The sequence below is a fragment of the Xanthomonas sp. AM6 genome (assembly GCF_025665335.1).
In the GTDB taxonomy this organism is placed as follows: domain Bacteria; phylum Pseudomonadota; class Gammaproteobacteria; order Xanthomonadales; family Xanthomonadaceae; genus Xanthomonas_A.
In genome coordinates this window covers 4476595-4502345 of record NZ_CP106869.1, presented here as the reverse complement: position 1 = coordinate 4502345, position 25751 = coordinate 4476595, and the positions used below count along the sequence as shown (strand labels likewise).

The 25751-nt window shown below is 71.0% G+C and carries 23 protein-coding genes and 1 pseudogene; 19 read left to right on the top strand and 5 right to left on the bottom strand.

What is annotated here, in order from left to right; translation table 11 throughout:
- Positions 1-241: 241 nt before the first annotated feature.
- Positions 242-2362, bottom strand: a complete 2121-nt coding sequence (locus tag OCJ37_RS19270; protein ID WP_317633198.1) for a methyl-accepting chemotaxis protein — start codon at positions 2360-2362, stop codon at positions 242-244.
- A gap of 285 nt (positions 2363-2647) precedes the next feature.
- Here OCJ37_RS19270 and OCJ37_RS19265 point away from each other — a divergent pair, with 285 nt between their 5' ends.
- From OCJ37_RS19265 to OCJ37_RS19230, 8 genes are all read left to right on the top strand, one after another.
- Complete coding sequence (locus tag OCJ37_RS19265; RefSeq protein WP_263113738.1) at positions 2648-3211, top strand: peroxiredoxin family protein; 564 nt, start codon at positions 2648-2650, stop codon at positions 3209-3211.
- A 4-nt stretch (positions 3212-3215) separates the two neighbouring features.
- On the top strand, positions 3216-3431 hold the full coding sequence (locus OCJ37_RS19260; protein ID WP_263111295.1) for a hypothetical protein: 216 nt from the start codon (positions 3216-3218) through the stop codon (positions 3429-3431).
- Between the two features lie 110 nt (positions 3432-3541).
- Positions 3542-4186, top strand: a complete 645-nt coding sequence (locus OCJ37_RS19255) for an HAD hydrolase-like protein (protein ID WP_263111294.1) — start codon at positions 3542-3544, stop codon at positions 4184-4186.
- A 360-nt stretch (positions 4187-4546) separates the two neighbouring features.
- Complete coding sequence (locus tag OCJ37_RS19250; RefSeq protein WP_263113737.1) at positions 4547-5581, top strand: aldo/keto reductase; 1035 nt, start codon at positions 4547-4549, stop codon at positions 5579-5581.
- On the top strand, positions 5578-6456 hold the full coding sequence (locus tag OCJ37_RS19245; protein ID WP_263111293.1) for an amidohydrolase family protein: 879 nt from the start codon (positions 5578-5580) through the stop codon (positions 6454-6456). The genes OCJ37_RS19250 and OCJ37_RS19245 overlap by 4 nt, the downstream gene beginning before the upstream one ends.
- Positions 6457-6487: 31 nt before the next feature.
- On the top strand, positions 6488-7234 hold the full coding sequence (locus tag OCJ37_RS19240; RefSeq protein WP_263111292.1) for an SDR family oxidoreductase: 747 nt from the start codon (positions 6488-6490) through the stop codon (positions 7232-7234).
- A gap of 34 nt (positions 7235-7268) precedes the next feature.
- A complete protein-coding gene (locus OCJ37_RS19235) occupies positions 7269-8126 on the top strand; it encodes a fumarylacetoacetate hydrolase family protein (RefSeq protein ID WP_263111291.1) in 858 nt (285 codons plus the stop codon).
- Between the two features lie 250 nt (positions 8127-8376).
- Positions 8377-9696 (top strand): L-fuconate dehydratase, encoded by a 1320-nt coding sequence (locus tag OCJ37_RS19230; RefSeq protein ID WP_263111290.1) that lies wholly within the window; start codon positions 8377-8379, stop codon positions 9694-9696.
- A 486-nt stretch (positions 9697-10182) separates the two neighbouring features.
- Here OCJ37_RS19230 and OCJ37_RS19225 read toward each other — a convergent pair whose 3' ends face one another.
- Both OCJ37_RS19225 and fucP read right to left on the bottom strand, forming a co-directional pair.
- On the bottom strand, positions 10183-10560 hold the full coding sequence (locus tag OCJ37_RS19225) for an L-rhamnose mutarotase (RefSeq protein ID WP_263111289.1): 378 nt from the start codon (positions 10558-10560) through the stop codon (positions 10183-10185).
- A 1-nt stretch (position 10561) separates the two neighbouring features.
- Entirely contained in the window at positions 10562-11878 is a 1317-nt protein-coding gene (gene fucP, locus OCJ37_RS19220; RefSeq protein WP_263111288.1) for an L-fucose:H+ symporter permease, read from the bottom strand.
- A 278-nt stretch (positions 11879-12156) separates the two neighbouring features.
- Between fucP and OCJ37_RS19215 the strand changes: the two genes are divergently transcribed.
- Entirely contained in the window at positions 12157-12939 is a 783-nt protein-coding gene (locus OCJ37_RS19215; RefSeq protein ID WP_263111287.1) for an IclR family transcriptional regulator, read from the top strand.
- A 245-nt stretch (positions 12940-13184) separates the two neighbouring features.
- On the opposite strand, the gene OCJ37_RS19210 is transcribed toward OCJ37_RS19215, so the two are convergent.
- Positions 13185-14225, bottom strand: a complete 1041-nt coding sequence (locus OCJ37_RS19210; protein ID WP_263111286.1) for an SDR family oxidoreductase — start codon at positions 14223-14225, stop codon at positions 13185-13187.
- Between the two features lie 107 nt (positions 14226-14332).
- Here OCJ37_RS19210 and OCJ37_RS19205 point away from each other — a divergent pair, with 107 nt between their 5' ends.
- The 9 genes and pseudogenes from OCJ37_RS19205 to OCJ37_RS19165 all read left to right on the top strand — a co-directional run bounded on the left by OCJ37_RS19205 (position 14333) and on the right by OCJ37_RS19165 (position 23810).
- Entirely contained in the window at positions 14333-14926 is a 594-nt protein-coding gene (locus OCJ37_RS19205; RefSeq protein WP_263111285.1) for a TetR/AcrR family transcriptional regulator, read from the top strand.
- A gap of 353 nt (positions 14927-15279) precedes the next feature.
- A complete protein-coding gene (mdcA, locus tag OCJ37_RS19200) occupies positions 15280-16923 on the top strand; it encodes a malonate decarboxylase subunit alpha (RefSeq protein ID WP_263111284.1) in 1644 nt (547 codons plus the stop codon).
- Between the two features lie 9 nt (positions 16924-16932).
- On the top strand, positions 16933-17247 hold the full coding sequence (gene mdcC, locus OCJ37_RS19195) for a malonate decarboxylase acyl carrier protein (protein WP_263111283.1): 315 nt from the start codon (positions 16933-16935) through the stop codon (positions 17245-17247).
- Between the two features lie 394 nt (positions 17248-17641).
- Positions 17642-18556 (top strand): biotin-independent malonate decarboxylase subunit beta, encoded by a 915-nt coding sequence (locus OCJ37_RS19190; RefSeq protein ID WP_263111282.1) that lies wholly within the window; start codon positions 17642-17644, stop codon positions 18554-18556.
- Positions 18556-19260 (top strand): biotin-independent malonate decarboxylase subunit gamma, encoded by a 705-nt coding sequence (gene mdcE, locus OCJ37_RS19185; RefSeq protein ID WP_263111281.1) that lies wholly within the window; start codon positions 18556-18558, stop codon positions 19258-19260. The genes OCJ37_RS19190 and mdcE overlap by 1 nt, the downstream gene beginning before the upstream one ends.
- Positions 19253-19906 (top strand): malonate decarboxylase holo-[acyl-carrier-protein] synthase, encoded by a 654-nt coding sequence (gene mdcG, locus OCJ37_RS19180; protein ID WP_263111280.1) that lies wholly within the window; start codon positions 19253-19255, stop codon positions 19904-19906. Before mdcE ends, mdcG begins: the two co-directional genes overlap by 8 nt.
- A gap of 689 nt (positions 19907-20595) precedes the next feature.
- Positions 20596-21402 (top strand): annotated as a pseudogene (gene mdcB / locus OCJ37_RS19175) (triphosphoribosyl-dephospho-CoA synthase MdcB); the annotation flags it as partial.
- A complete protein-coding gene (locus OCJ37_RS19170; RefSeq protein ID WP_263111279.1) occupies positions 21399-22319 on the top strand; it encodes an acyltransferase domain-containing protein in 921 nt (306 codons plus the stop codon). The pseudogene mdcB and the gene OCJ37_RS19170, both read left to right, overlap by 4 nt.
- 135 nt (positions 22320-22454) lie before the next feature.
- Positions 22455-23810, top strand: coding sequence for an SLC13 family permease (locus tag OCJ37_RS19165; protein ID WP_263111278.1), 1356 nt, complete (start codon positions 22455-22457; stop codon positions 23808-23810).
- 160 nt (positions 23811-23970) lie between these two features.
- Here the strand turns inward: OCJ37_RS19165 and OCJ37_RS19160 are convergent, their stop codons facing one another.
- Complete coding sequence (locus OCJ37_RS19160) at positions 23971-24750, bottom strand: GntR family transcriptional regulator (protein WP_263111277.1); 780 nt, start codon at positions 24748-24750, stop codon at positions 23971-23973.
- A gap of 384 nt (positions 24751-25134) precedes the next feature.
- Between OCJ37_RS19160 and OCJ37_RS19155 the strand changes: the two genes are divergently transcribed.
- A complete protein-coding gene (locus OCJ37_RS19155; protein WP_263111276.1) occupies positions 25135-25737 on the top strand; it encodes a DUF4142 domain-containing protein in 603 nt (200 codons plus the stop codon).
- Positions 25738-25751 lie beyond the last annotated feature (14 nt).

Here is a 25751-nt window from a genome sequence, read left to right as displayed (position 1 = left end):
CACGGTGGGGATTCAGATACGCACCGTGCGCGTCGCCGCGAACGCAGCACGTGAAGCCAGCGGGAAGGGCGGATGAAAAGTGGCCGTTGCGCGCGTCGCCGGAGCGGTCGCGCGCCGCTGGAATCGTCCGGTCCGACTCCAGTCGCCGACCGGCCGGTTCAGCACCACCGGGCCGGCGATCGATCCAACTGGCCTGGCGTCGCGGCCCATTCCGGGCCGCGACGCGCGCTGCCGTGCCGCGTTACGCCGCTGCCGCCAGCGTCGGGCTGCCGGCGCCGGTGCGGAACACCGCCACCGCCGCACTCAGGCCGTTCGCCTGCTCTTCCATCGCGCGCGCCGCGGCGGTGGCTTCCTCGACCAGGGCGGCGTTCTGCTGGGTGGCTTCGTCCATCTGGGTGACGGTCTGGTTGACCTGTTCGATGCCGGCGGACTGTTCCTGCGAGGCGGCGGAGATCTCGCCCATGATGTCGGTGACGCGCTGCACCGAGGACACGATGTCCTGCATGGTGTCGCCGGCCTGGCGCACCAGCGCCGAGCCGTCGGCGACCTGCCCGACCGAGGCCTCGATCAGGCCCTTGATCTCCTTGGCGGCACTGGCCGAACGCTGGGCCAGCGTGCGCACTTCGCTGGCGACCACGGCGAAGCCACGGCCCTGCTCGCCGGCGCGCGCCGCTTCCACCGCCGCGTTGAGCGCGAGGATGTTGGTCTGGAAGGCGATGCCGTCGATGACGCTGATGATGTCGGCGATCTTCTTCGACGAGGTCTCGATGCCGTCCATCGTGCGCACCACCTGGCCGACCACCGCGCCGCCTTGCGCGGCGACTGTTGCCGCGCCGACCGCCAGCTGGTTGGCCTGGCGCGCATGCTCGGCGTTCTGCTTGACGGTGGAGGTCAGCTCCTCCATCGAGGCGGCGGTTTCTTCCAGGCTGGCCGCCTGCTGTTCGGTACGCCGCGACAGGTCGTCGTTGCCCGCGGCGATCTCGCTGGCGGCGCTGTTGATGCTCAGGGCCGCGGCCTGGATGCGGCCGACGATGTCGGCCAGCTGCGCGGCGGTGGCGTTGGCGTCGTCGCGCATGGCCGCGAACACGCCGTTGAACTCGCCGTGCATGCGCGCGGTCAGGTCGCCGGCGGCGATGGCCTGCAGCAGCTTGGACAGCGCATCGAGGTTGCCGTCGGCGGTGGCCATCAGCCGGTTCAGGCCCTGGATCATCGCGCGGAAGTCGTGCTGGTAGGCCTCGGCGTCGCCGCGGCGCGAGAAGTCGCCGGCCGCGGCGGCCTCGACCAGGGCGCGGATCTCGCCGTTGATCGCCGCCAGATTGCGCTTGGTCGCATCCATCGCCGCGGTGATCTGCGCCTTTTCGCCGGGCAGCCGCGCCATGTCCTGCGACAGGTCGCCGACCGCGTAGCGCTGCATGGTGTCGAGCATCCGTTCGATCAGCGCCACTTGCGCGCCGATCAGCGCATTGGTGTCGTCGACCATGCGCCCGTAGGCACCCGGGAACGCGGCGCTGTCCATGCGGTAGCTCATCTGCCCGTCCTCGTGCCGCTGCGCCATCTGCGCCTGCGCCACCGACACCGAGGTGAGCGTGCTCACCACCTGGTGCATCGCCGTGCCGAGCACGCCGATCTCGTCGCGATTGCGCACCTGCAGCCGGGTATCGAGTTCGCCGCTGGCCACCGCACGCGCCGCGTCGGCGACCGCTTCGATCGGCCGCACGATCGAGCGCCGGATCCACCAGCCGATCACCACCACCAGCGTCAGCGCGGCGACGATGGTCAGGATCCCGGAATACACCAGGCTGCGCCGGGAATCCTGCGAATTGCGCAGCACCGCCGCTTCGGCCAGCGCGGTGCTGCGTTCCACCAGCGCCTGCAGCGTGTCGCTGGGCTTGCGGTCCAGGCCGCGCACCGCGTCGTCGCCGACGCGGGTGTCGTAGCCCGATGCGGCGAAGCCTTCCAGCGCACTGCGGTAGTGGCGTTCGAGGTCGGCGTGCTCGGCGGCGAACCGGCGCGCCAGCGCCGCCGCCTGCGGATCGGCCAGCGCCGCGGCCAGCGCCTGGCTGCCCTGTTGCACCTTGCGGCCCTGCTCGTCGAAGGCCTTGAGGTACTTCGCGCGCATGTCCTCGGCGTGGCCGCGGATCAGCACGTTCTTCCATTCCTGCACCTGCATGCGGAAATCGCGGCTCAGCACTTCGCTGGCCGAGGCCTGCGCCACTTCGCGCGGCACCTGCGTGGACAGGTTCATCCAGGCGCTGGCCAGGCCGCCGAGCGCGCACAGCAGGATCACGCTCAGGCCCAGCGCAAGGGCGCCGAGCAGCTTGGTCTGCAGGCTGACGAAACCGGGAGGGGAGGTGTGGGGCATGGGGGCGTTACCTTTCGGACAGAGGCAAGGAGTTATCGACCCAGGGGCACGGGGCTTAAGCGGCACGAGCCGTTGCCGCTGTCGCATTCAGCGATCGCCGGCGGGATCGGACCGATCCAAGCGCCGCTTCCATTCCAGTCCCCGCGTGACCTGCTCCCCAGCGTCGCAATGCGTCGCATGAACGCGCACGCGATGCATTGACCGCGGCCGCCGGCTTGCGCAGCCTGCACTCCGGTCACGGCATCGGGTGCGTTCGGCATGGCACGTCGCTTTCCCTGGGTGTGGTTGGGCTTGCTGGGCGCGTGCGCGCTGGTGGCGGTGCTGGCCTGGCAGAACCGCCAGCTGCGCGAGGAGCGCCGCTGGTTGGTGACCCGTACCACCGAACCGTACCTGGGCATGTACGTGCCGAAGATCGCGGCGACCACGCTGGACGGCGCGCCGCTGACCCTGGGCGTGCCGGCGGCGGACTTCCAGGTGCTGTTCTTCTTCACCACCACCTGCCCGTACTGCAAGCGCTCGGCGCCCAGCGTGGTGCAGGCGGCGCAGCGCCTGGCCGAGCAGGGCGGGGGCCGCGTGCAGCTGCTGGGCGTATGCCACTGCGGTCCGGAGCAGGCGCGCCGGTACGCCGCCGAACACCGCTTCGCCTTTCCGGTGACCACGCTCACCGATCGCCGCGCGCTGATGCTGTTCCGCGCGCGCAACGTGCCACTGATGCTGGCGCTGGATCGCGATGGACGGGTGCGCTACGCGCGCGTCGGCGCCTTCGATACCACGGAGCGGGTGCAGGACCTGGTGGCCGCAGTGCGACGCACGGAAGTGCCGGCGGCTTTGGCAACTGTCGAGGAGTGAACTCATGAAACAGCGTTGGACAGCGTTGCGCAACGGGATGGTCGCGGCCGTGTTCCTGGCCAGCATGGGCTTCGGCGCGATGCAGGCTACCGCGGGCGACGGGATCGAGAAGGACGCATCGTGTAGCGCCTGGCAATGCGCGCAGGAGTGCGCGCCGTTCGGCGGCGAGCTGGGGCCGGGCGGCCCCGGCAAGCCGCTGACCTGCTACTGCTGCGGTTGAACCGGCGCCGGGGCCGGCCGCGGCCGGCTCCGGCTTCTGAACAGGTGCTGCCACCGGCCATGGCCAAGGTGGTGGCATGGGGGGCGGCCACTGCGGCATGCTGGCAGGGCATGCGCCGCTACGATCTGGTCATCTTCGATTTCGACGGCACCCTGGCCGATTCCTTCGCCTGGTTCCTCGACACCATCAACGACGTCGCCGACGAATTCGGCTTCCGCCGCTTCGAACCGGAGCGGTTGCAGGAAATCCGTGGCCTGAGCGCGCGCGAACTGATGGCGCGCAGCGGCCTGCGCTGGTGGCGGGTGCCGGCGGTGGCGCGGCGCATGCGCGCGCGGATGGCCGCGCAGATCGAGCGCATCGCGGTGTTCGACGGCGTGGCCGAGCTGCTGGGCGCGCTCGAGGAGGCCGGGGTGCAGTTGGCCCTGGTGACGTCCAACAGCCGCGACAACGTCGAGCGTGTGCTCGGCACCGAGCTGACCGCGCGCTTCCGCCACGTCGGCTGCGGCGCCGCGCTGCTGGGCAAGCGCCGCAAGCTGCGCGCGGCGCTGAAGGCCTGCGGCGTGCCGGCCGCGCGCGCCCTGTGCGTGGGCGACGAGATCCGCGACGCCGACGCCGCGCGTCAGGCCGGCATCGCCTTCGCCGGCGTCGGCTGGGGCTACACCCTGCCGGCGGCGCTGCAACCGCACACGCCGCTGCCGCTGCTGCAACGCCCGGCCGACCTGTGGAACCGGCTGGGCCTGGCGATTCCGGCCTGATCGCAGCGTCGCCGCAAGCAAGCACGGCCCCGCCTCCCGGCTCGGCGAATCCCAGCCCTCCGGGCGTCCGGCCTGGGCGCGCCTGGCCGCCCCCAGGAACGGTGCTTTCCCATTCCCGACTCCCTATTCCCGTCTCCCAGCCCCATTGCTGCGCCGCGGCGTTGATTGTTCACTTATGATTGCTATATTCATATACGAACAGCCGGCAAGCGACGCCCTTCAGGGCGGCGCGCGATCCGGCACCATCCGATCTGGCCCCGATGGGCGGAGGCGTGGCATGCGCAACCCGAGCAGCACCCGAGCCGGCAGACCGAGCGGGCGGTCCGCGTCGGCGATCGACCGAGGCTCGCGCGGGTGTCGGTGACCGCCGCCGTCAGCGCCGGGCCCGACGCCATCGCCCGGCGCCCGCTGGGCCGCAGCGGGGTACAGATCGCCACGCTCGGCTTCGGCGCTGCGCCGATCGGCAATCTGTACGCGGAAGTGGACGAGGCCGTGGCGCTGGCCGCGGTCGCCGCGGCCCATGCCGCCGGCATCCGCCATTTCGACACCGCGCCCTATTACGGCTACGGGCTCAGCGAGCGCCGCCTCGGCCAGGGCCTGCGCGGGCTGCCGCGCGCCAGCTACACGGTGTCGACCAAGGTCGGGCGCCGCGTCTACGACGACCCCGGCGCCGCGCCGGGCCGCGACGGCTTCGCCGTGGCCGGGCGCGGCGCGGCGTTCGACTACAGCCGCGACGGCGTGCTGCGCGAGTTCGAGGCCAGCCTGCAGCGGCTCGGCACCGACCACGTGGACGTGCTGCTGCTGCACGACATCGGCCGCCTCACCCATGGCGACCGCCACCCGGCGATGCTGCGCCAGGCGCTGGACGAAGCGCTGCCGGCGATGGCCGAGCTCAAGGCCGGCGGCGCCTGCCGCGCGATCGGCATCGGCGTCAACGAGGAAGACATCGCGCTGGAGCTGATGCCGCTGTTCCCGCTGGACTGCGTGATGCTGGCCGGCCGCTACACCCTGCTCGAACAGCACGCCGCGCAGCGGATCATGGCGCAGGCGCTGCAACAGCAGATCGGCATCCTGGTCGCCGGGCCGTACAGTTCGGGCCTGCTCAGCGACGCGCGCGGCCCGGGCGCCACCTACAACTACGCGCCGGTGGATCCGCGCACGCTGCAGCATGCGCAGCAGCTGTTCGCGGCCTGCGCCGCGCATGACGTGGATGTGGGCGCGGCGGCGCTGCAGTTCCCGCTGGCGCACCCGGCGGTCGCCACCGTGGTCGCCGGCATGCGCACGCCGGCGGAGGTGGCCAGCGCCGCCACGCGCCTGCGCGCGCCGATCCCGCGCGCGCTGTGGCGCGACCTGCGCAACCAGGGCCTGCTGCAGGCGCAGGTGCCGACGCCGTGAACGTGGTCGATGCGCACGTGCACTTCTGGCAGCTGGCGCGCGGCGACTACGCCTGGCTGACGCCCGATCTGGCCGCGTTGTATCGCGACTTCGTGCCCGAAGACCTGAGCGCCACGCTCGATGCGCACGGCGTGCAGGCGATCGTCGCGGTGCAGGCGGCGCAGACCGAGGCGGAGAGCCGCTACCTGCTGCAGCTGGCGCGTGCGCAGCCGCGCATCGCCGGCGTGGTCGGCTGGGTCGATTTCGAGGCCGGCGACGCCGCCGCGCGCATCGCCGCGCTGTGCGCCGAGGGCGAGGGCCTGCTCAAGGGCCTGCGGCCGATGGTGCAGGACCTGGCCGATCCGCAATGGCTGGCGCGGCCGCAGCTGGACCCCGCGTTCGACGCGTTGCTGCGCCACGGACTGGCGTTCGACGCGCTGGTCAAGCCGCTGCACCTGCCGGCGCTGCAGGCGCGGCTGCAGCGCCACCCGCAGCTGCGCGTGGTGCTCGACCATGCCGCCAAGCCGGCGATCGGCGGCGACGGTTTCGCCGCCTGGGCCGACGGCCTGGCGCGCCTCGCGCAACATCCGAACGTGCTGTGCAAGCTGTCCGGCCTGCTCACCGAAGTGCCTGCGGGCGCCATTGCCGATGCCGCGGCGCTCGAGCCGTACGTGGCGCAGGTGTTCGCCAGCTTCGGCCCGCAACGGGTCATGTGGGGCAGCGACTGGCCGGTGCTGACCCAGCGCGCCGGCTATGGCGACTGGTTCGCGCTGGCGCAGGCGCTGGTCGCGCGGCATGCCGCCGGCCACGCCGCCGACGTGTTCGCCGGCACCGCGCGCCGTTTCTACCGGCTGCCCGATTCCCTTCCTTCCACCGACCGGAAACCCCCACGATGAACACGCCCGCATTCCACCGCCGGAGCCGCGCATGAGCGGCCGGCTGCACGGCAAGCGTTGCCTGATCACCGCCGCCGGCGCCGGCATCGGCCGCGAGAGCGCGCTGGCCTGCGCGCGCGAAGGCGCGCAGGTGCTGGCCACCGACATCGATGCCGCCGCGCTGCAGGCGCTGGCCGCCGAGGCGCCGACCATCGTCACGCAGGCGCTGGACGTCACCGACCCCGCCGCGATCCAGGCGCTGGTCGCGGCCAACCCGGCCTTCGACGTGCTGTTCAACTGCGCCGGCTACGTGCACCAGGGCAGCATCCTGGACTGCGACGAGCCGGCGTGGCGGCGCTCGTTCGCGATCAACGTCGATGCGATGTACTACCTGTGCCAGGCGGTATTGCCGGGCATGCTGCAGCAGGGCCGCGGCAGCATCGTCAACATGTCCTCGGTGGCCTCGAGCATCAAGGGCGTGCCGAACCGCTTCGCCTACGGCGTGACCAAGGCCGCGGTGATCGGGCTGAGCAAGGCCATCGCCGCCGACTACGTGGCCCAGGGCATCCGCTGCAACGCGATCTGCCCGGGCACGATCAGGACCCCGTCGCTGGCGCAGCGCGTGCAGGCGCTCGGCGGCGACGAGCAGGCGGTATGGAAGAGCTTCACCGACCGCCAGCCGATGGGCCGCCTCGGCGACCCGCGCGAGATCGCGCAGCTGGTGGTGTACCTGGCCTCGGACGAATCCTCGTTCACCACCGGCCAGACCCACATCATCGACGGCGGCTGGTCGAACTGACCGCGCCGGCCTTCCCCTCACACAAGGACACTCCATGAAACTGCTGCGCTACGGCGAACCCGGCCACGAACGTCCAGCCCTGCTCGACGCCGACGGCCACCTGCGCGACCTGTCGGCGGTGATCGACGATGTCGCCGGCGACCATCTCACCAATGCCGGCCTGGACGCGCTGCGCGCGCTCGACCCGGCCACCTTGCCGAAGGTGCAGAGCGAGGTGCGCTACGGGCCGGCGGTGGGCCGCGTCGGCAAGTTCATCTGCGTCGGCCTGAACTACGCCGACCACGCCGCCGAATCGGGGATGGCGGTGCCGGAGATGCCGATCCTGTTCATGAAGGCGACCACCGCGATCAGCGGCCCCAACGACACGGTGACGCTGCCCCGCGGCTCGAAGAAGAGCGACTGGGAAGTGGAACTGGGCGTGGTGATCGGCGACGTCGCCCGCGACGTGAGCGTGGACGAGGCGATGCGGCACGTCGCCGGCTACGCGGTGATCAACGACCTGTCCGAGCGCGAGTTCCAGCTCGAGCACGGCGGGCAGTGGGTCAAGGGCAAGAGCTGCGACGGCTTCGGCCCGCTCGGCCCGTGGCTGGTCACCCGCGACGACGTGCCGGACCCGCAGAACCTGTCGATGTGGCTGGAGGTCAACGGCCACCGCTACCAGAACGGCAGCACGCGCACGATGGTGTTCGGCGTGGCCGAGCTGGTCAGCCACATCAGCCGCTACATGACGCTGATGCCCGGCGACGTGATCAGCACCGGCACGCCGCCGGGCGTGGGCCTGGGGCAGAAGCCGCCGGTGTACCTGAAGCCGGGCGACGTGATGGCGCTGGGCATCGAAGGCCTGGGCGAACAGCGCCAGGCCGTCGTCGCCCACCCCCGCGACGCGCAGTAAGACAAAGCCCTCTCCCATCGGGAGAGGGGTTGGGGTGAGGGTACGGGGCGAAGCCACCTCGCAATGCATGCGCAGGCAGTTTCCGCCCCACCTTCTTCCGCATTCCATGCGTGGGCACAGCCGCGTCCGCTGCGTTCGCGCATCCGGAGGGTGTTGTGGGTACATCGCCCGCACCCTCACCCCAACCCCGCTTCCGGGGAGAGGGGCCCACACAGCGCTTTTTTCCACCGCCTCACCGACCAGGATCCCCATGAGCAAAATCGTTGCCCTCGAGACCTTCGACGTGCGTTTCCCCACTTCGCGCGAACTGGACGGTTCCGATGCGATGAACCCGGATCCGGACTACTCGGCCGCCTACCTGCGCCTGCGCACCGACACCGACGACGGCCTGGCCGGCTACGGCCTGGTGTTCACCATCGGCCGCGGCAACGACGTGCAGAGCGCGGCGATCGCGGCGCTGTCGCACCACGTGGTCGGGCGCGAGGTGGAGGAGGTGATCGGCGACCTCGGCGGCTTCGCGCGCAGCCTGACCGACGATTCGCAGCTGCGCTGGCTGGGCCCGGAGAAGGGCGTGATGCACATGGCCATCGGCGGCGTCATCAACGCCGCCTGGGACATGGCCGCGCGCCGCGCCGGCAAGCCGCTGTGGCGCTACATCGCCGAGCTGTCGCCGGAGCAGCTGGTGGCCACCATCGACTTCCGCTACCTGACCGACGCGCTGACCCCGGACGAAGCGCTGGCGATGCTGCGCGCGGCCGAACCGCAGCGCGCCGCGCGCACGCAGACGCTGCTCGAACAGGGCTATCCGGCATACACGACCTCGCCGGGCTGGCTCGGCTATTCCGACGAGAAGCTGGTGCGCCTGGCCAGGGAAGCGGTGGCCGAGGGCTTCCGCACGATCAAGCTCAAGGTCGGCGCCAACGTGCAGGACGACATCCGCCGCTGCGGCCTGGCGCGCGAGGCGATCGGGCCGGACATCGCGATGGCGGTGGACGCCAACCAGCGCTGGGACGTGGGCCCGGCGATCGCCTGGATGCGCCAGCTGGCCGAATTCGACATCGCCTGGATCGAGGAGCCGACCAGCCCGGACGACGTGCTCGGCCATGCCGCGATCCGCCGCGGCATCGCGCCGGTGCCGGTATCCACCGGCGAGCACACCCAGAACCGGGTGGTGTTCAAGCAACTGCTGCAGGCCGGCGCGGTGGACCTGATCCAGATCGACGCCGCGCGCGTGGGCGGCGTCAACGAGAACCTGGCGATCCTGCTGCTGGCGGCGAAGTTCGGCGTGCGCGTGTTCCCGCATGCAGGCGGCGTCGGCCTGTGCGAACTGGTGCAGCACCTGGCGATGGCCGATTTCGTCGCCATCACCGGCAGGATGGAGGACCGCGCGATCGAGTTCGTCGACCACCTGCACCAGCACTTCGTCGATCCGGTGCGGATCGACCACGGCCGCTACCTGGCACCGACCCAGCCCGGCTTCTCGGCCGAGATGCACGCGGAATCGGTCACCCAGTACCTGTATCCGGACGGCCCGTTCTGGAGCGCGGACCTGGCAGCGCAGCAGGCATGACGCCGTAGGCGTGCGCGGCCCCGCGCCGCGCACGCTCGCCCTGTAGGAGCGGCTTCAGCCGCGACGAGCGAAGCGGCGGACCTGCCGGCTTCGGAACCAGTCGGGGCTGAAGCCCCTCCCACAGTGCACCCAGCGAGCCTGCCGCAAGCCCTGTAGGAGCGACTTCAGTCGCGACGAGCGAAGCGGTGGATCTGCCGGCTTCGGGAACAGTCGGGGCTGAAGCCCCTCCTACAGTGCACCCAGCAAGCCTGCCGCAAGCCCCTGTGGGAGCGACTTCAGTCGCGACGAACGAAGTGGCGGACCTGATAGCTTCGGAAGCCATCGGGACCGACGTCCTTCCCACAGTGTCCACGGCCTACGTCACATGACGATTTTGTAGGAGCGACTTCAGTCGCGACACGCTCTACCCACGCAGACTGTCGCGGCTGAAGCCGCTCCTACAGAATGATGCCTCGGCAGGGTAGGGCCGCAGCGCTAACAGAGACCTCAATCGCTCGCCTGCGCCCGCGCCTGTTCCGCCACCGCCGCCTGCAGCGAGAAAATCTGCAACGCCTCGCGCCACTTCTCGCCCGGCGCCGAACCCGGCAGCGGTTTCTGGAAGCGCCACATCAGCTCTTCCCAGGCCTGCACGCGCGGATCGGCCGCGTCGGCGGCAGCCTTGGCCGCGGGCGAATAGTCTTCGTCCACCTCCATCAGCATCACCAGGCGGTCGCCGCAGCGGTGGATGTCCAGTTCGCGGATGCCGGCCGCCTGCAGCGAGGCGACGATCTCCGGCCACACCGTGTCCGGGCGGTGCCAGCGTTCGTATTCGGCGATCAGCGCCGGGTCGTCGTGCAGGTCCAGCAGGTAGCAATGGCGCGGCATCTCAGGCTCCGGTTGCGGCGGTGGCGCGCAGGGCCGCGGCGCGGCCCTGCGCGTGCAACGCAAAGCCCAGGATCACCGCGAAGCACAGCGCCGGCACCGCCATCGCCCAGTGGATGCCGGCGCGGTCGGACACCGCGCCCATCATCGCGGTCAGTGCGGCGCCGCCGATGATCGCCATCACGATCAGCGACGAGCCGAGCTTGCGCGCGTCGTCGTTCAAGCCGTCCAGGCCCAGCGCGAAGATGGTCGGGAACATCACCGACATGAACAGGCTGCTGGCCACCAGCGCGTACAGCCCGGTCCAGCCCGGCAGCGCGATCGCCACGCCGCACAGCAGCAGGTTGAGCAGCGCGAACGCGCCCAGCAGCCGCGCCGGCGCCACGTAGCGCAACAGCGCGGTGCCGATGAAGCGGCCGGCCATGAACAGCACCAGCGAGATGGTCAGGAAGCTGGCCGCGGTCTTCTCCGGCGTGCCCGGCACCGCGTCCTGCAGGTAGCGGATCAGGTAGCTCCAGATGCCGACCTGCGCGCCGACGTAGAAGAACTGCGCGACCACCGCGAACACGAAGCGGCCGTTGCGCAGCAGCGGGCCGAAATAGGCCCTGCCGCCGCTGGCGTCGGCGCCGCTGTCGCGGGTGGCCGGGAAGCGGGTCAGCGCGATCAGCAGCGCCCACACCACCACCACCGCGCCGAGGATCAGGTACGGGGTCTGCACCGCCGCCGATTCGGCGGCGAAGAAGGCCTCGCGCGCGGCCGGCGTCATCGCCGCCAGCTGCTGCGGCGTGTGTTCCACGCCGGACAGGATGAAGTGCTGGCCGATCAGCACGCCGGTGATCGAGCCCAGCGGATTGAACGCCTGCGCCAGGTTCAGCCGCCGCGCCGCGCCCTCGGCCGGGCCGAGCACGGTGACCAGCGGATTGGCGGTGGTTTCCAGGAACGCCAGGCCGCTGGCGATCACGAACAGCGCCAGCAGGAACAACCCGTAGGTGTGCTCCTGCGCGGCCGGGTAGAACAGGAACGCGCCGGCCGCGTACAGCAGCAGCCCCAGCACCACCGCGGCCTTGTAGCTGAAGCGGCGCATGAACATCGCCGCGGGAATCGCGAACACGAAGTAGCCTAGGTAGAACGCGCTCTGCACCAGCCCGGCCTGCAGGTCGGACAGCTCGAACGCCTTCTTGAACTGCTTGATCAGGATGTCGTTGAGGTTGTTCGCCATGCCCCAGAGAAAGAACAGGCTGACGATCAGGACCAGGGGCACGAGGGCGGTACGCGCCAGGCTGCCGGGCGCCGCCGGCGCGGTGTCGCTGCTGTAGTGCATGCCGCCTACCCCTCCCAGGATGTGCCGCGTCGCGTTGAGTTGTGGCCGGAGCGTACTGCGCCCGCGGCCGCCATGCAAATATAAAATCCGTGTTTATATTTGCATGGAATGGCCGGGCGTGCGGATTGTCCAAGGGACGGCATCCGCTGTCTTTGGCAGGTTGGTCGCGCCCGCTCGGCGCGTCGCCTTCGCGCCAGGGCAGGCCGTTCGCGCTGCGCTTGCGTCCACGGCATTCCCTGTACCCTAGCGCCCTTTCCACCTTGCCGGGCCTCGACGGAATGACCACGCCCCCGCCCAAATACCGCGCTCCCGCCCTGGACAAGGGCCTGGACATCCTCGAACTGCTGGCACGCGATGCGCGGCCGATGACCATGAGCGAGATCTCGCAGGGCATCGGCCGCTCGCGCGGGGAGATCTTCCGCATGCTGCAGGTGCTGGAAGAGCGCGGCTACCTGAGCAAGGGCGGGGCGGGCGAGGGCGGCTACGTGCTGACCAACCGCCTGTTCATGCTGGGCATGCAGCAGCCGCAGGTGCAGAACGTCACCGAGGCGGCGCTGCCGGTGATGCGCCGGCTGGCCGACGCGATCCGCCAGCCCTGCCATCTGGTGGCGCCGTCGGACGACCAGATCGTGGTCATCGCGCAGGTGGACGTGCCCAGCGACCTGGGCCTGGTGGTGCGCCCCGGCCACCGCCGCCCGCTCGCCCATTCCACCTCCGGCCTGGTGCTGTTCGCGTTCCAGCACGAAGACGCACAGGCGCGGCTGCTGCAGCGCCTGGACGCCAGCGACGTGGCCTACGACCGCGACGCGTTCGTCGCCGCCGCGCGGCAGGTGCATGCGGTGGGCTACAGCATCCATCCCAGCGAAGCGGTGGTCGGCGTGATCGACCTGACCGCGCCGATCCTGCAGCACGGCAGCGCCATCTACACGCTGACCGTGCCCTTCATCGAACGCCGCCCGCAGGAAATCGACGCGGAAGCCGCGATGCAGGCGGTGTGCGCGGCGGCGGCGGAGATCACCCGCGCGCTGATGTACAGCCCGCCGCGCAACGGCGCGGGCTGAACCCCGGTTCGATCCTGCCGCCGGCCGGTGCGAAGGCCAGCGGGAGGAGGCTGCGTCGGTCGCCCATGGCGACGCGGCGTCGCCGAAGCGGCGCCGCGGCAATCGCCACCGGACCCGCGCGGGATGGCGTTGCAGTCCGGCCACCGGCGGCGGCGATGCAGGGCGTCGGTTGCGGTGCCGAGCCGTTCGCTGTCATCGCGCCAGACCCATGACACCGGCCAGAAGCGGCCGGATCGGCCTCGTCCTCATGCCGCTTGCTCCACCCCGGTCACCAGCCCCAGCCGGATCAGGCTTTCGGCGGTGGCGACGATGGCGTCCTCGCGCGGACGCGGTGTCCAGCCCAGCAGGCGCCTGGCCTTCTCGCTGGTGGCGTTCATGTTCCGCCCCAGCAACGGCACCGAGCCGCGCATGGCCGGATCCTTCAGCGCGCCCAGGCGCACCACCCAGTTGGGAAGCACCCGCGTATTGACCTTGCGCGCCGCCGTTCCCATGCGTTGCTTCAGCACCTGCGCCACCTCGCCCAGCCACAGGCTGTCGCCCGCGATCGCGATGAAGCGCTCGCCGTTGGCGGCCGGATCCGTCATCGCGCGCAGGTGCAGGTCTGCGACATCGCGCACGTCGACGAAGCCGCAGTTGATCTTCGGGCAGCCGGGCTGCCCTTCCAGCAGGTGCTTGATCAGGCGGATCGAGTGCGAGTAGTCCGCGCCCAGTACCGGGCCGAGCACCGCGGTCGGATTGACCACGGACAGCTCCAGCCCGTTGCCTTCGCGCGCGACGAAGTCCCACGCGGCGCGCTCGGAGAGCGTCTTCGATTTCTGGTAAAGCCAGACATCGCCGGACAGGTCGCTCCAGTCGGTCTCGTCGAACGGCCTGTCCCTCTTGCCGTGTCCCGCACAGATCGCGCCGAAGGCGGAGGTCAGCACGACGCGGGCGACGCCGGCCGCGCGCGCGGCGCGCAGCACGCGCAGGTTCCCGTCCACGGCGGGCCTGACCCAGTCGTCCTCGGATGTCTGCTGGCCGGTCGGCGTCGGCGAGGCGCCGTGCATGACGTAGGCGCATCCCGCCGCCGCGTCCGCCCAGTGCTCGTCCCTGTCCAGGTCGGCCTGGACGAAGGACAGGCGCTCGCCGGGCTCGGCGCCGCCCGCCTGCAGCTGCTGCCGCACTTCCGCTTCGCGCGCCAGCGTGCGCACGGTGGTGCGGACCCGATAGCCCGCGCCGAGCAGCGCCAGGATGCAGTACTGCGCGATGAAACCGGTGCCTCCGGTGACCAGCACGGTCTTGTTCATGTCGTGTCCTCCATGCCGCCGCGTGGGTGATCCGGCGCTCGAAGCTGGCATGTATACACCTGTATACATCCGGTGCGGACGTTTGTCTACGCGCGTATACTTGGGCCATGAAGAACGCCGCCAGCGCCCCCAAGCCCCGCCCGCGCGATGCCGAAGCCACGCGCGAGGCGATCCTCGCGTCCGCCCGCCGCGCGTTCGCCCAGTCCGGCTACGACGGCGCAGGGGTGCGCGAGATCGCGGCGGGCGCCGGGGTGACGGCGATGATGGTGAACCGCTACTTCGGCTCCAAGGAGCAGTTGTTCGCCGAAGTGGTCGAAGCGACCATGACCCAGGGCAGCCTGATCGCAGGCGGCATCATGGATCGGCCGGATCCCGGCAAGGCGCTGGCCGAAGCGCTGGTCAGGATGACGCGCGCCGATGCCACGCCGCTGGACGGTTTCCTCATCACCTTCCATTCCGCATCCAGCCCGCTGGCGGCGCACATAGGCCGCGACAAGATCGCCGCCCATCATCTGAAGACGGTCACCGCCGCCCTGGACGGCGCGCTTCCCGCCGAACGCGCGGCGCTGATCCTGGCCATGATCTCGGGCTTCCAGGTCATGCGGCAGATGATCGCCTTGCCCGCGCTGGCCGACGCCGACGAGACCGAGCTCGCCCAGCTCCTTGGCCAGGTGTTCGACCGGTTGATCGGCTCCAGCTAGGCCGCCGCTGCGTCGCCTGCGGTGGCGGATCCGACGGTCGATGCGGCGCACCCTGGAGCGCTGCATGGGCACCGCGAGTGCTGCCTGGGCGAAGAGGTCATCGCACCGGCAGCCGAAGGCGTTGAAGGCTCGCGGGCGGCGAGGCGAACCCTGAATCGAAGCGCGTTCCGGTCCGGCCGACAGCGCCGCCAGGCCGGTTCCTCCTTGCCGGGCAGGGGGGCCATCCGGCCATCGGAAATGCGCTGGTGCAGTGCAGCGTGCATTGTCACCGCTTCATAATTATATCGTAATTACACTTTCGGCCGGCCGCGCCGCCAGGCGCTGCCGCCTCCCTTTCGCCGACGGAAAGCCTCATGTCTCAAGACTGGAACACGCTCGCCGACAATCGCCGGCAGCGCCTGCAGCGGGCCGAAGGGCTGGCGCGCGGGCGGCTGGTGGACGCCAAGGACGCGGTGGCGCTGCTGGAGGCGGTGATCGAGCCGGGCGACCGCGTGTGCGTGGAGGGCAACAACCAGAAGCAGGCCGATTTCCTGTCGCAATGCCTGACCGAGGTCGATCCGGCGCGGGTGCACGGGCTGCACCTGCTGCAATCGGTGCTGGCGCTGCCGGCGCACCTGGACGTGTTCGAGCGCGGCATCGCCCAGCGCCTGGATTTCTCCTTCTCCGGGCCGCAGGCGCTGCGCCTGGCGCGGCTGGTCGCCGACAAGCGCATCGAGATCGGCGCGATCCACACCTACCTGGAACTGTTCGGCCGCTACTTCGTCGACCTGACCCCGCGCGTGGCGCTGGTCGCGGCGCAGGCCGCCGACCGCCACGGCAATCTCTACACCGGGCCGAACACCGAGGACACGCCGGTGATCGCCGAGGCCACCGCGTTCAAGGGCGGCATCGTCATCGCCCAGGTCAACGAGATCGTGGACACGCTGCCGCGCGTGGACATTCCCGCCGACTGGGTCGGCTATGTGGTGCAGGCGCCGCGCCCGCACTACATCGAACCGCTGTTCACCCGCGACCCGGCGCAGATCTCCGAGATCCAGGTGCTGATGGCGATGATGGCGATCAAGGGCATCTACGCCGAGTACGGCGTGGACCGGCTCAACCACGGCATCGGCTTCGACACCGCGGCGATCGAACTGCTGCTGCCGACCTACGCCGAGTCGCTGGGCCTGCGCGGCAGGATCTGCCGGCACTGGGCGCTGAATCCGCATCCGGCGCTGATCCCGGCGATCGAGTCGGGCTTCGTCAAATCGGTGCATTCGTTCGGCTCGGAACTGGGCATGGAGAAGTACATCGCTGCGCGCGCGGACGTGTTCTTCGCCGGCCCGGACGGCTCGATGCGCTCCAACCGCGCGTTCTCGCAGACCGCCGGCCTGTACGCCTGCGACATGTTCATCGGCTCCACGCTGCAGATCGACCTGCAGGGCAACAGCTCCACCGCCACCCGCGACCGCATCGCCGGCTTCGGCGGCGCGCCGAACATGGGCTCGGACGCGCGCGGGCGCCGCCACGGCAGCGCCGCCTGGCTCAAGGCCGGGCGCGAGGCCGCGCGCCCGGGCGAGATGCCGCGCGGGCGCAAGCTGGTGGTGCAGATGGTGGAGACCTTCCGCGAACACATGGCGCCGGCCTTCGTCGAACGGCTCGACGCGTGGGAACTGGCCGAGCGCGCGAACCTGCCGCTGCCGCCGGTGATGATCTACGGCGACGACGTCAGCCATGTCTTGACCGAAGAAGGCATCGCCAACCTGCTGCTGTGCCGCAGCGCCGAGGAACGCGAGCAGGCGATCCGCGGCGTGGCCGGCTACACCGCGGTGGGCCTGGGCCGCGACAAGCGCATGGTCGAGAACCTGCGCGACCGCGGCGTGATCCGCCGCCCCGAGGACCTGGGCATCCGCCTGCGCGACGCCAGCCGCGACCTGCTGGCCGCGCGCAGCGTCAAGGATCTGGTGCGCTGGTCCGGCGGCCTGTACGCGCCGCCGCAACGCTTCCGCAACTGGTAAGGGGACACCATGGAAACCCTTCGCTATCGCTACGACGGGCGCCTGGCGCCGAACGGCCGGCGCGACCACGTGCTGGTCGGCGTGGTGTCGTCCGGCAACCTGGAAGTGCTGATCGAGCCGCAGGAGCTGGGCGGCGCGATGCAGATCGAGATCGTCACCGCCGCCGACGGGTTCGGCGCGATCTGGCAGGCGGTGCTGGACGATTTCGCCACGCGCCACCCGCTGCGCGACGTGCGCATCTCGATCAACGACGTCGGCGCCACGCCGGCGGTGGTCGGGCTGCGCCTGGACCAGGCGGTGGAAGCCTTGCAGGAGGATGCGTGATGCGTCGGCGTTCTGGATCGGCCGGGAGCCGCGGCGCACACGCTGTGCTTCCTGTGGGAGGGGCTGTGGCCCCGGCTGTGCGCGCAGCCTGGGACATGTCGGCTCCGTTCGTCGCGGCTGAAGCCGCCCCTACAGAGGGCCGCGCGCTTGTGGGAGTTGCTTCGGCTCCGACGGCATGCGCGGCGGGCGCCATTCGGACTTCGTTCGTCGCGACTGAAGTCGCTCCCACAGTGGATGTCACGTTTGCGCGAAACCTTGTGCGAGGGGCTTCAGCCCCGACGCGATCCGCCTCCGCCGCTTGGACGGCGCCTGTCGCAATCCAAGCCGATGCCGCAGCGAACGATTCTTTTGCATCGCCCATCCCGCACGTCTACCGTCCACTCCGGAGGAGCGCATGAGCGCCGTCCCCACCCACCGCCGCCCGCGCAGCTTCTATGAAGCCGATGCGCGCGAGCGCATCGCCGGCCTGCTCGATCCCGGCTCGTTCCGCGAATTCGTCGGCCCGCGCCAGCGCGCGATGAGCCCGCACCTGGCGCAGCTGGACCAGCCCGGCGCGTTCGACGACGGCATCGTCGTCGGCGAAGGCCGGCTCGACGGGCGCACGGTGTTGATCGCCGCGCAGCAGGGCCAGTTCATGGGCGGGGCGGTCGGCGAGGTGCACGGCGCCAAGCTCACCGGCCTGCTGCAGCGCGCGATCGCGACCAGGCCGGCGGCGGTGCTGCTGCTGCCCGATACCGGCGGCGTGCGCCTGCACGAGGCCAATGCCGGCCTGATCGCCATTTCCGAGATCATGCGCGCCACGCTGGAGGCCCGCGCCGCCGGCGTGCCGGTGCTGGCGCTGATCGGCAGCGGCAACGGCTGCTTCGGCGGCATGGGCATCGTCAGCCGCTGCTGCTCGCGCATCGTCATGTCCGAGGAAGGGCGGCTGGGCCTGTCGGGCCCGGAAGTGATCGAGACCGTGCGCGGCGTGGAGGAATTCGATTCGCGCGATCGCGCGCTGGTGTGGCGCGTGACTGGTGGCAAGCACCGCTACCTGCTCGGCGAGGCGCAGGCCCTGGTCGCCGATGCGATCGAGGACTTCCGCGCCGCGGCGATCGCCGCGCTGGCGGCGCCGGCGCCGGCCGAGGACGACGACGGCCTGGCGCGCATCGCCGCCGAACATGCAGAACTGCGCCGGCGCCTGGACACCTACGGCGATTGCCGCGACGGCGTGGAGATCTGGCGCCGACAAGGCATCGCCGATCCCGAGGCGCTGCCGCTGCTGGACACCGCCGCCTTCCTTGCCGCCGTCGCCGACCGGAGTCCGTGATGGAACTGACGCCTTTGCTGGAGCAACTGTTTCCGCTCGGTCACCGCGTCGAGGTGCGCGACGGGGTGATCGTCGGCAGCGCCACCACCGCGCTGGGCGAGGTCACCGTGATCGGCAGCGCGGACAAGCTGGAGGTCGGCGTGGAGCATGCACTGGCGCTGGCCGCCGCGGTGCTGGACAGCACCCGCGCGCAGCCGCAGCGGCCGATCGTGATGCTGGTCGATACCGCCGGCCAGCGGCCCTCGCGCAAGGACGAACTGCTTGGCATCAACGGCTATTTCGGCCATCTGGCGCAGTGTCTGGACCTGGCGCGGCGGCGCGGCGCGCGGCTGCTGACGCTGGTCTACGGCGAATCGGTCAGCGGCGGCTTCCTGGCGTTCGGGCTGATGGCCGATGCGATCTACGCGCTGCCCGAGGCGCAGGTGCGGGTGATGGACCTGCGCGCGATGGCGCGGGTCACCAAGCAGCCGCTGGAGAAGCTGCAGGCCCTGAGCAAGAGTTCGCCGGTGTTCGCGCCGGGCGTGGAGAACTACGTGGCGATGGGCGCGGTGCAGGCGCTGTGGCAGGGCGACCTGGCCGCAGCGCTGCTCGCCGCGCTGCAGGAACCGCTGCACGGCGACGAACGCGCGCAACGCGGCGCCGAGCGCAACGGCCGCCTGCTGGCGGCGCCGATCGCCGCGGAGGTCGCTGCCGGCCATGCATGAGCCGCCTGCCCGGCACGACCTGGTCTGGTTGGCGGCCGATGCGCCGTGGCAGGCGCGCACGCCGGGCGCGCAGGCGCGGTTGCGCGCGTGGTTCGCGGCCGGGCACCCGGCGATCGTGGCGCGCGGCGATCGCGGCGACGATCCGGAGCTGTTGCGTCTCGGCGTGCCGTTGCCGCCGGCCGAGGGCAAGCAGCGCCTGTCGCTGTCGGCCGAGCGCGGCGCGGTGGTGCGGCACCGCCCGCCGCTGACGCTGGACGAGGTCTGCGCGCAGCTGCAGGCGCCCCCCGAATGGCAACAGCCGTTGCGCGACCTGCAGGCGCTGGCCGCCACGCACGGCCTGACGCCGCGCGTGTTCGGCGCCTTCGCCTGGCAGGCGCTGACCGGCTTGCCCTACGTGCATGCCGGCTCGGACATCGACCTGCTGTGGCAGCTGCCCACGCCGGCGCAGGCCACCGCGCTGCTCGCCGACCTGGCGCGCTGGGAACAACGCCACGGCCGCCGCGCCGACGGCGAAGTGCTGCTGCCCGACGGCAGCGCGGTGAGCTGGCGCGAGCTCGCCGGCGACAGCGCGCAACTGCTGGTCAAGGCGCTGCGCGACTGCCGGCTGCAGCCGCGCGCGGCGCTGCTGCAGGCATGGGAGGCGTGATGGACCTGCAGGCGAAGCGCAGCATGGAGGACGACAGCGTTGCGGCGTTGGCTTCCGCCGCCGCGGACAGGGAGGCGCCACAAGCGGCCAGGACTGAAGCCCGTCCTGCAGTGAAGCCAGCCGATCATTCACCGCCCCCTGTAGGAGCGGCTTCAGCCGCGACGAACGCAGCGGCGAACCTCCGGGCTTCGGAAGCCGTCGGGACTGAAGTCCCTCCCACAGTGCAGGTCGCCAGCGATCCGCGAATCTCTGCGGGAGCGACTTCCGTCGCGACGAACGAAGCAGCGAGCTCCCGGGAGTCGGAAGCTTTCGGCACCGAAACCCGTTTCCAGGCGAATCCAGCCAGCCCCTCTCCGCATCCTGTAGGAGCGGCTTCAGCCGCGACGAACGCAGCGGGGATCCTTCCGACCTTTGAAGCAGTCGGCGCCGACGCCCATTCCCCAGCGGAACCATCCAGCCGCGCGTCACGTCCTGTGGGAGCGACTTCAGTCGCGACGAACGCAGCGGGGGGCCTCCCGGTATCGGAATCGGTCCACACCGATGCGTCGCACGCAGGGCAACGCGCAAGCAACCCGCAATCGGCACGTGCAGCGGCGAAGACCGCGGCGACCATTGCCAATGCCGCCGCCGAAACGCGGCGGGTTCGCGCAACCCGGCAGCATGCTCACGCCGATTGCGGTCCCACCCCGCATCGCCTCGGCCGTCTCGCCGTCGCCAGCCTGCATGCGGAACTGGCCTGCGCGCCGAAGCCCGGGCTGGTCACGCCGTTCGATCGCGGCAGCCACGACGACATGGATGCGGGCACCTTCCTGCGCAGCCTGTTCGCGCTGCGCGGCTACTTCGTCGCGATCGCCGCCGCCGGCGCGGCCGAGGCGCCGTTCGCGATGCTGCGCCAGCTCGGCATCGGCGCCGAGCGCGCCATGCTGCGCGCCACCGGCGGCATCAACACCCATCGTGGTGCGATCTTCAGTCTGGGGCTGCTGGTCGCCGCAGCGGCGCGGTTGCGCAACCAGGCATCCGCGGCACCGACCGGCGAGGCGGTCTGCAACGCGGTCGCCCTGTGGCGTGAGGCGTTGCTGGACGCGCCATTGGATCCGCACAGCCATGGCCAGCGCATGCGCCGTGCGCATGGCGTCGCCGGCGTGCGCGAACAGGCTGCCGACGGATTCCCGCTGCTGCGCGAGATTGCGCTGCCGACGCTGCGCGGCGCGCTGCATGCCGGCCTCGCGCACGACGCGGCCATGGCCCAGACCCTGCTGCAGCTGATCGCGCACACCGACGACCTGAACCTGCTGCACCGCGGCGGCCGCGACGGCCTGCGCTTCGCGCAACGCAGCGCGCAGGCCTTCCTCGATGCCGGTGGCGTGAAGCAGCAGGATTGGCAGCAGCGACTCGCACGCCTCGGCGATGCGTTCGTGGCGCGCCGGCTGAGTCCGGGCGGCAGCGCCGACCTGCTCGCCTGCACCTGCTTCCTGCATCGCCAGGAGCAGCCATGAGCCTGGCCCTGCTCTGCCCGGGACAGGGCGCGCAGCACCCGGCGATGTTCGACTACATCGCCGGCGATCCCGCGGCCGAGGCGGTGCTGGCCGCGGCGGCGCAGGTGCTCGGTGCCGATCCGCGCGTGCTGGCCGGCGACGACGCGCGCTACGACAACGCGATCGCGCAGCCGCTGGTCTGCACCGCGGCACTGGCCAATGCCGCGGCGCTGCTGCCGCAGTTGCCGGCGCCGGCCTTGCTGCTCGGCTACAGCATCGGCGAACTGGCCGCGCATGCGCTGGGCGGCGGCCTGGACGCGCCCGCCTGCCTGGCGCTGGCGGTGCAACGCGCGCAGCGCATGGATGCCGCCAGCCGCAACGGCGATGGCCTGATCGCGGTGCAGGGTCTGCTGCGCGACGCGGCCGAGGCGCTGTGCGCGCAGACCGGCCTGCACATCGCGATCGTCAACGGCGACGACCATCTGATCCTCGGCGGCCATGCCGATGCGCTGGCGCAAGGCGAGCGGCAGGCGCGTGCGCTGCGGGCGCGGGCCACACGCCTGCCGGTGGCGGTGGCCGCGCATACGCCGCTGCTGGCGAGCGCGGCGCAGGCGTTCGCCGGCGACCTGCGCGCCTCGCCGCTGGCCGCGCCGCGCGCCGCGTTGCTGGCCGGCATCGACGGGCACCGCATCGGCGACCGCGACGACGCCGTCGCCGCATTGTCGGCGCAGCTGGCGACGACGCTGGACTGGGCCGGGACGCTGCGCCAGGCCGCCGAGCGCGGCGCGCGCGTGTTCCTGGAACTGGGGCCGGGCGGCGCGCTGGCGCGCATCGCGCGCGCGCTGCTGCCGGACTGCCAGGCGCGCTCGGTGGAAGAGTTCGGCAGCCTGGCCGCGGCGGCGGCCTGGGTGCGGCAGGCGGAGCAACGCATGCAGTGATGCAGCCGCGGCGGCGACGGGGGGCGGCGATGGGAGCCGCCGCGCCGCAGCGGAGGTTGGCAGTTGGCGATCGACCCAGGGTGGCGGGTGGCCATTCGCGGCAGTGGTACGGATCCAGCAAGCTCGGGAGGGCGCATGAGTCCACAAATCGCGACGATCATCGGCTTGATCGTCATGTTCATCGTGGCCACGGCGTTGCCGGTCAACATGGGCGCAGTCGCGTTCGCGTTGGCCTTCATCGTCGGTGGCGTTTGGGTCGGCATGGATGGCAAGGAGGTCCTGGCCGGGTTTCCCGGCGACCTGTTCCTGACCCTGGTCGGCATCACCTACCTGTTCGCGATCGCGCGCAACAACGGCACCATCGACCTGCTGGTGCACTGGGCGGTGCGCGCGGTCCGCGGCAGGATCGTGGCGATCCCGTGGGTGATGTTCGTGGTCACCGCGGTGCTGACCGCGTTCGGCGCGCTGGGCCCGGCGGCGGTGGCGATCATCGGCCCGGTCGCGCTGCGCTTCGCCAAGCAGTACAGGATCAATCCGCTGCTGATGGGCCTGCTGGTGATCCATGGCGCGCAGGCCGGCGGCTTCTCGCCGATCAGCGTGTACGGCGGCATCACCAACAAGGTGGTGGAAAAGGCCGGGCTGGACGTGACCGAGATGGCGGTGTTCCTGACCAGCCTCGGCTTCAACCTGCTGATGGCGCTGATCTGCTTCTTCGCCTTCGGCGGCCTGGCGCTGCTGCGCCGCGGCCAGGCGCCGTCGCTGGCCACGGCCGAGTATGTGCCGGTGGGCGACCAGGCCTCGCACCGCCAGTTCGCGATCGAAGGCCATGGCGCGCTGCTGTCGGCCGGCGGCGGCACCCTGTCGACCGACCCGGTGGCGCTGGAGGCGGTGAGCCTGAACCGCGACCGCGTGCTGACCCTGCTCGGCCTGCTCGGCCTGGGCATCGCCTCGCTGATCTACAACCTCAACGTCGGCCTGGTCTCGATCACCGTGGCGGTGGTGCTGGCGCTGCTGTCGCCGAAGGCGCAGAAGGGCGCGGTGGACGGCATCAGCTGGTCCACGGTGCTGCTGATCAGCGGCGTGGTCACCTACGTGGCGGTGTTGCAGGAGAGCGGGGCGGTGGACTACATCGGCAACGGCGTGTCCAGCATCGGCATCCCGCTGCTCGGCGCCTTGCTGGTGTGCTACGTCGGCGGCATCGTCTCCGCGTTCGCCTCCTCGGCGGCGGTGCTGGGCGCGACCATCCCGCTGGCGGTGCCGTTCCTGCTGCAGGGCCACCTCGGCGCGGCCGGCGTGATCTGCGCGCTGGCGATCTCCTCCACGGTGGTGGACGTGAGCCCGTTCTCGACCAACGGCGCGCTGGTGGTGGCCTCGGCCGCCCCGGACGAACGCGAATCGCTGTACAAGCGCTTCCTGATCTACAGCGGCCTGGTGGTCCTGTTCGGCCCGCTGCTGGCGTGGTTGCTGCTGGTGGTGCCGGGGTGGCTGTGAGGCCGGGATTGGGGATTCGGGATCCGGGATTGGTTAAAGCGGATCTCGTTTGCTGAACCCAAATGCGTCGCACAAAAAAAGCGCCGGCCCTGGGTCGGCGCTTTTTTTTTGCAGGGTCTCAAACCCGCGTATCGGCATGTCGGCGCAGCAGATGCCGCTGTTACGAATCCCCAATTCCCAATCCCGAATCCCCGCAGTCCAGCGAATCCCCACTCCCCAATCCCGAATCCCGGCCCCTAGGCAAGGGCGCCGGCACGTTCAGCTTGCCGCCCGCGGCCACGTACATCGCCAGGGCGTTGCCCTGGCTCTGCAGGTGGCGGTTCATGGTGCGCTCGGCGGCTTCGGCGTCGCCGCGGCGGAAGCAGTCCATCAGTTCGCGGTGCTCGGACAGCGATTGCTGCATGCGCCCGGGCGCGAGCAGCTGGCGGCCGCGGTGCATCTTGAGGATGCGGTGCAGGTCGTGGGTGACGCGGATCAGCCATGGGTTGCCGGCGAATTCCTGCACCGATTCGTGGATCAGGTAGTTCTGCCGGTAGTACTCGGCCAGGTCGCCTTCATCGGCGGCCTGCTCCATGCGCGCGTGCAGCGTTTCCAGCCGCGCCAGGCCGGCAGCGTCGACCTTGCGCACCGCCTCGTAGGCGCAGCGTCCTTCCAGCAGCGCCATCACCGGGAACAGCTCGTTGAGGTCTTCCAGGTTCAGCCGGGTCACGCGCGCGCCGCGGCCGGGCTCGATCTGCACCAGGCCTTCGGCGGCGAGCAGTTTCAGGCTCTCGCGCAGCGGGGTGCGGCTGATGCCTAGTTCGGCGACCAGCGCCGGCTCGTCGATCCACTCGCCCGGCGGCAGCACGTAGTCGTAGATCTTCTGCCGCAGCCGCTCGGCCACGTCTTCGTACAGCGCCACGCGCTTGCGCGGCGTGCGGGTGTCGGGCGCGAGGGTCATCGGCGGATCGGAACGCTCTGGAGCCTGCAACGGCGATGCAACCATTCTAGCGGCCGGCGGGAAACGCCGCCGGTGAGGCGTTTCCCGCCGGCATGGCCTATTTGCCTTGCTTCGTGTGTCCGGGCGCTGCGACAGCGCCGATGCTGCGGCGGCCTTGCTGTCCTTTCCGGTGCGTCCGTCCTTGAGCACCTTGGATGCGGCCTTGCCGGCCCTGTCGCCGGTTTTTTCGTTGTTCGCCATGCGCGGTCTCCATGTTGCCGCCGCTGCGGCAGGCCACTGCATGCGCCTGGCCGCGTCAATGCCGCGTCACGAAAAAACGCAGCGATTCACGCGGGTTTGCGCGCCGCCTGGGCAAGGTAGGCACTGGCAAACCAGGAGCACCCCATGACCCCGAGGCTCACCACGACCCGGCTTTCGATTCTCGCGGCGCTGGCCGCCGTGGCGCTGAGCGGCTGCGGCAAGCCGGGCGACCAGACTTCGCGCACCGCGCCGGCGACCTCGCCCGCGCCCACCGCCGCGCCGGTCGGCGGCGAAAGCGGGCGCGCCCCGATCGGTGGCGACGCGTCGGCCAAGGCGATGCTGCAGGTGCTGGAAGGCAATGCGGTGGCGCTGTCGCAACAGGCGCTGTCGCGCAACGTCAGCGGCAGCGTCGCCGACTTCGCCCGCGAGGTGGTCGCCGCGCACCAGGGCGCCACGGTCGCGGACGCCGGCAAGGGCGGACCGGGCGACGCGGAGAAGATCGCCGCGCAGGCGGCCAAGGGCCAGGCGCAGTTGCAGGCGCTGGGCCAGGAGAAGGACGATTCGGCGTACATGAACGCCTACATGGCGACGATGGTGCGCAGCTACTCCGATGCACTGGCGGTGATCGACGCCGAACTGGTGCCGGCGGCGCAGCAGGACGCGACCAAGCAGGAGCTGCAGCAGGCGCGCAAGCGCATCGCCGAGCAACTGGAGCGCGCGCAGGCGCTGGCCTCGGCGCGTTATTGAGCGGAGTTACACGA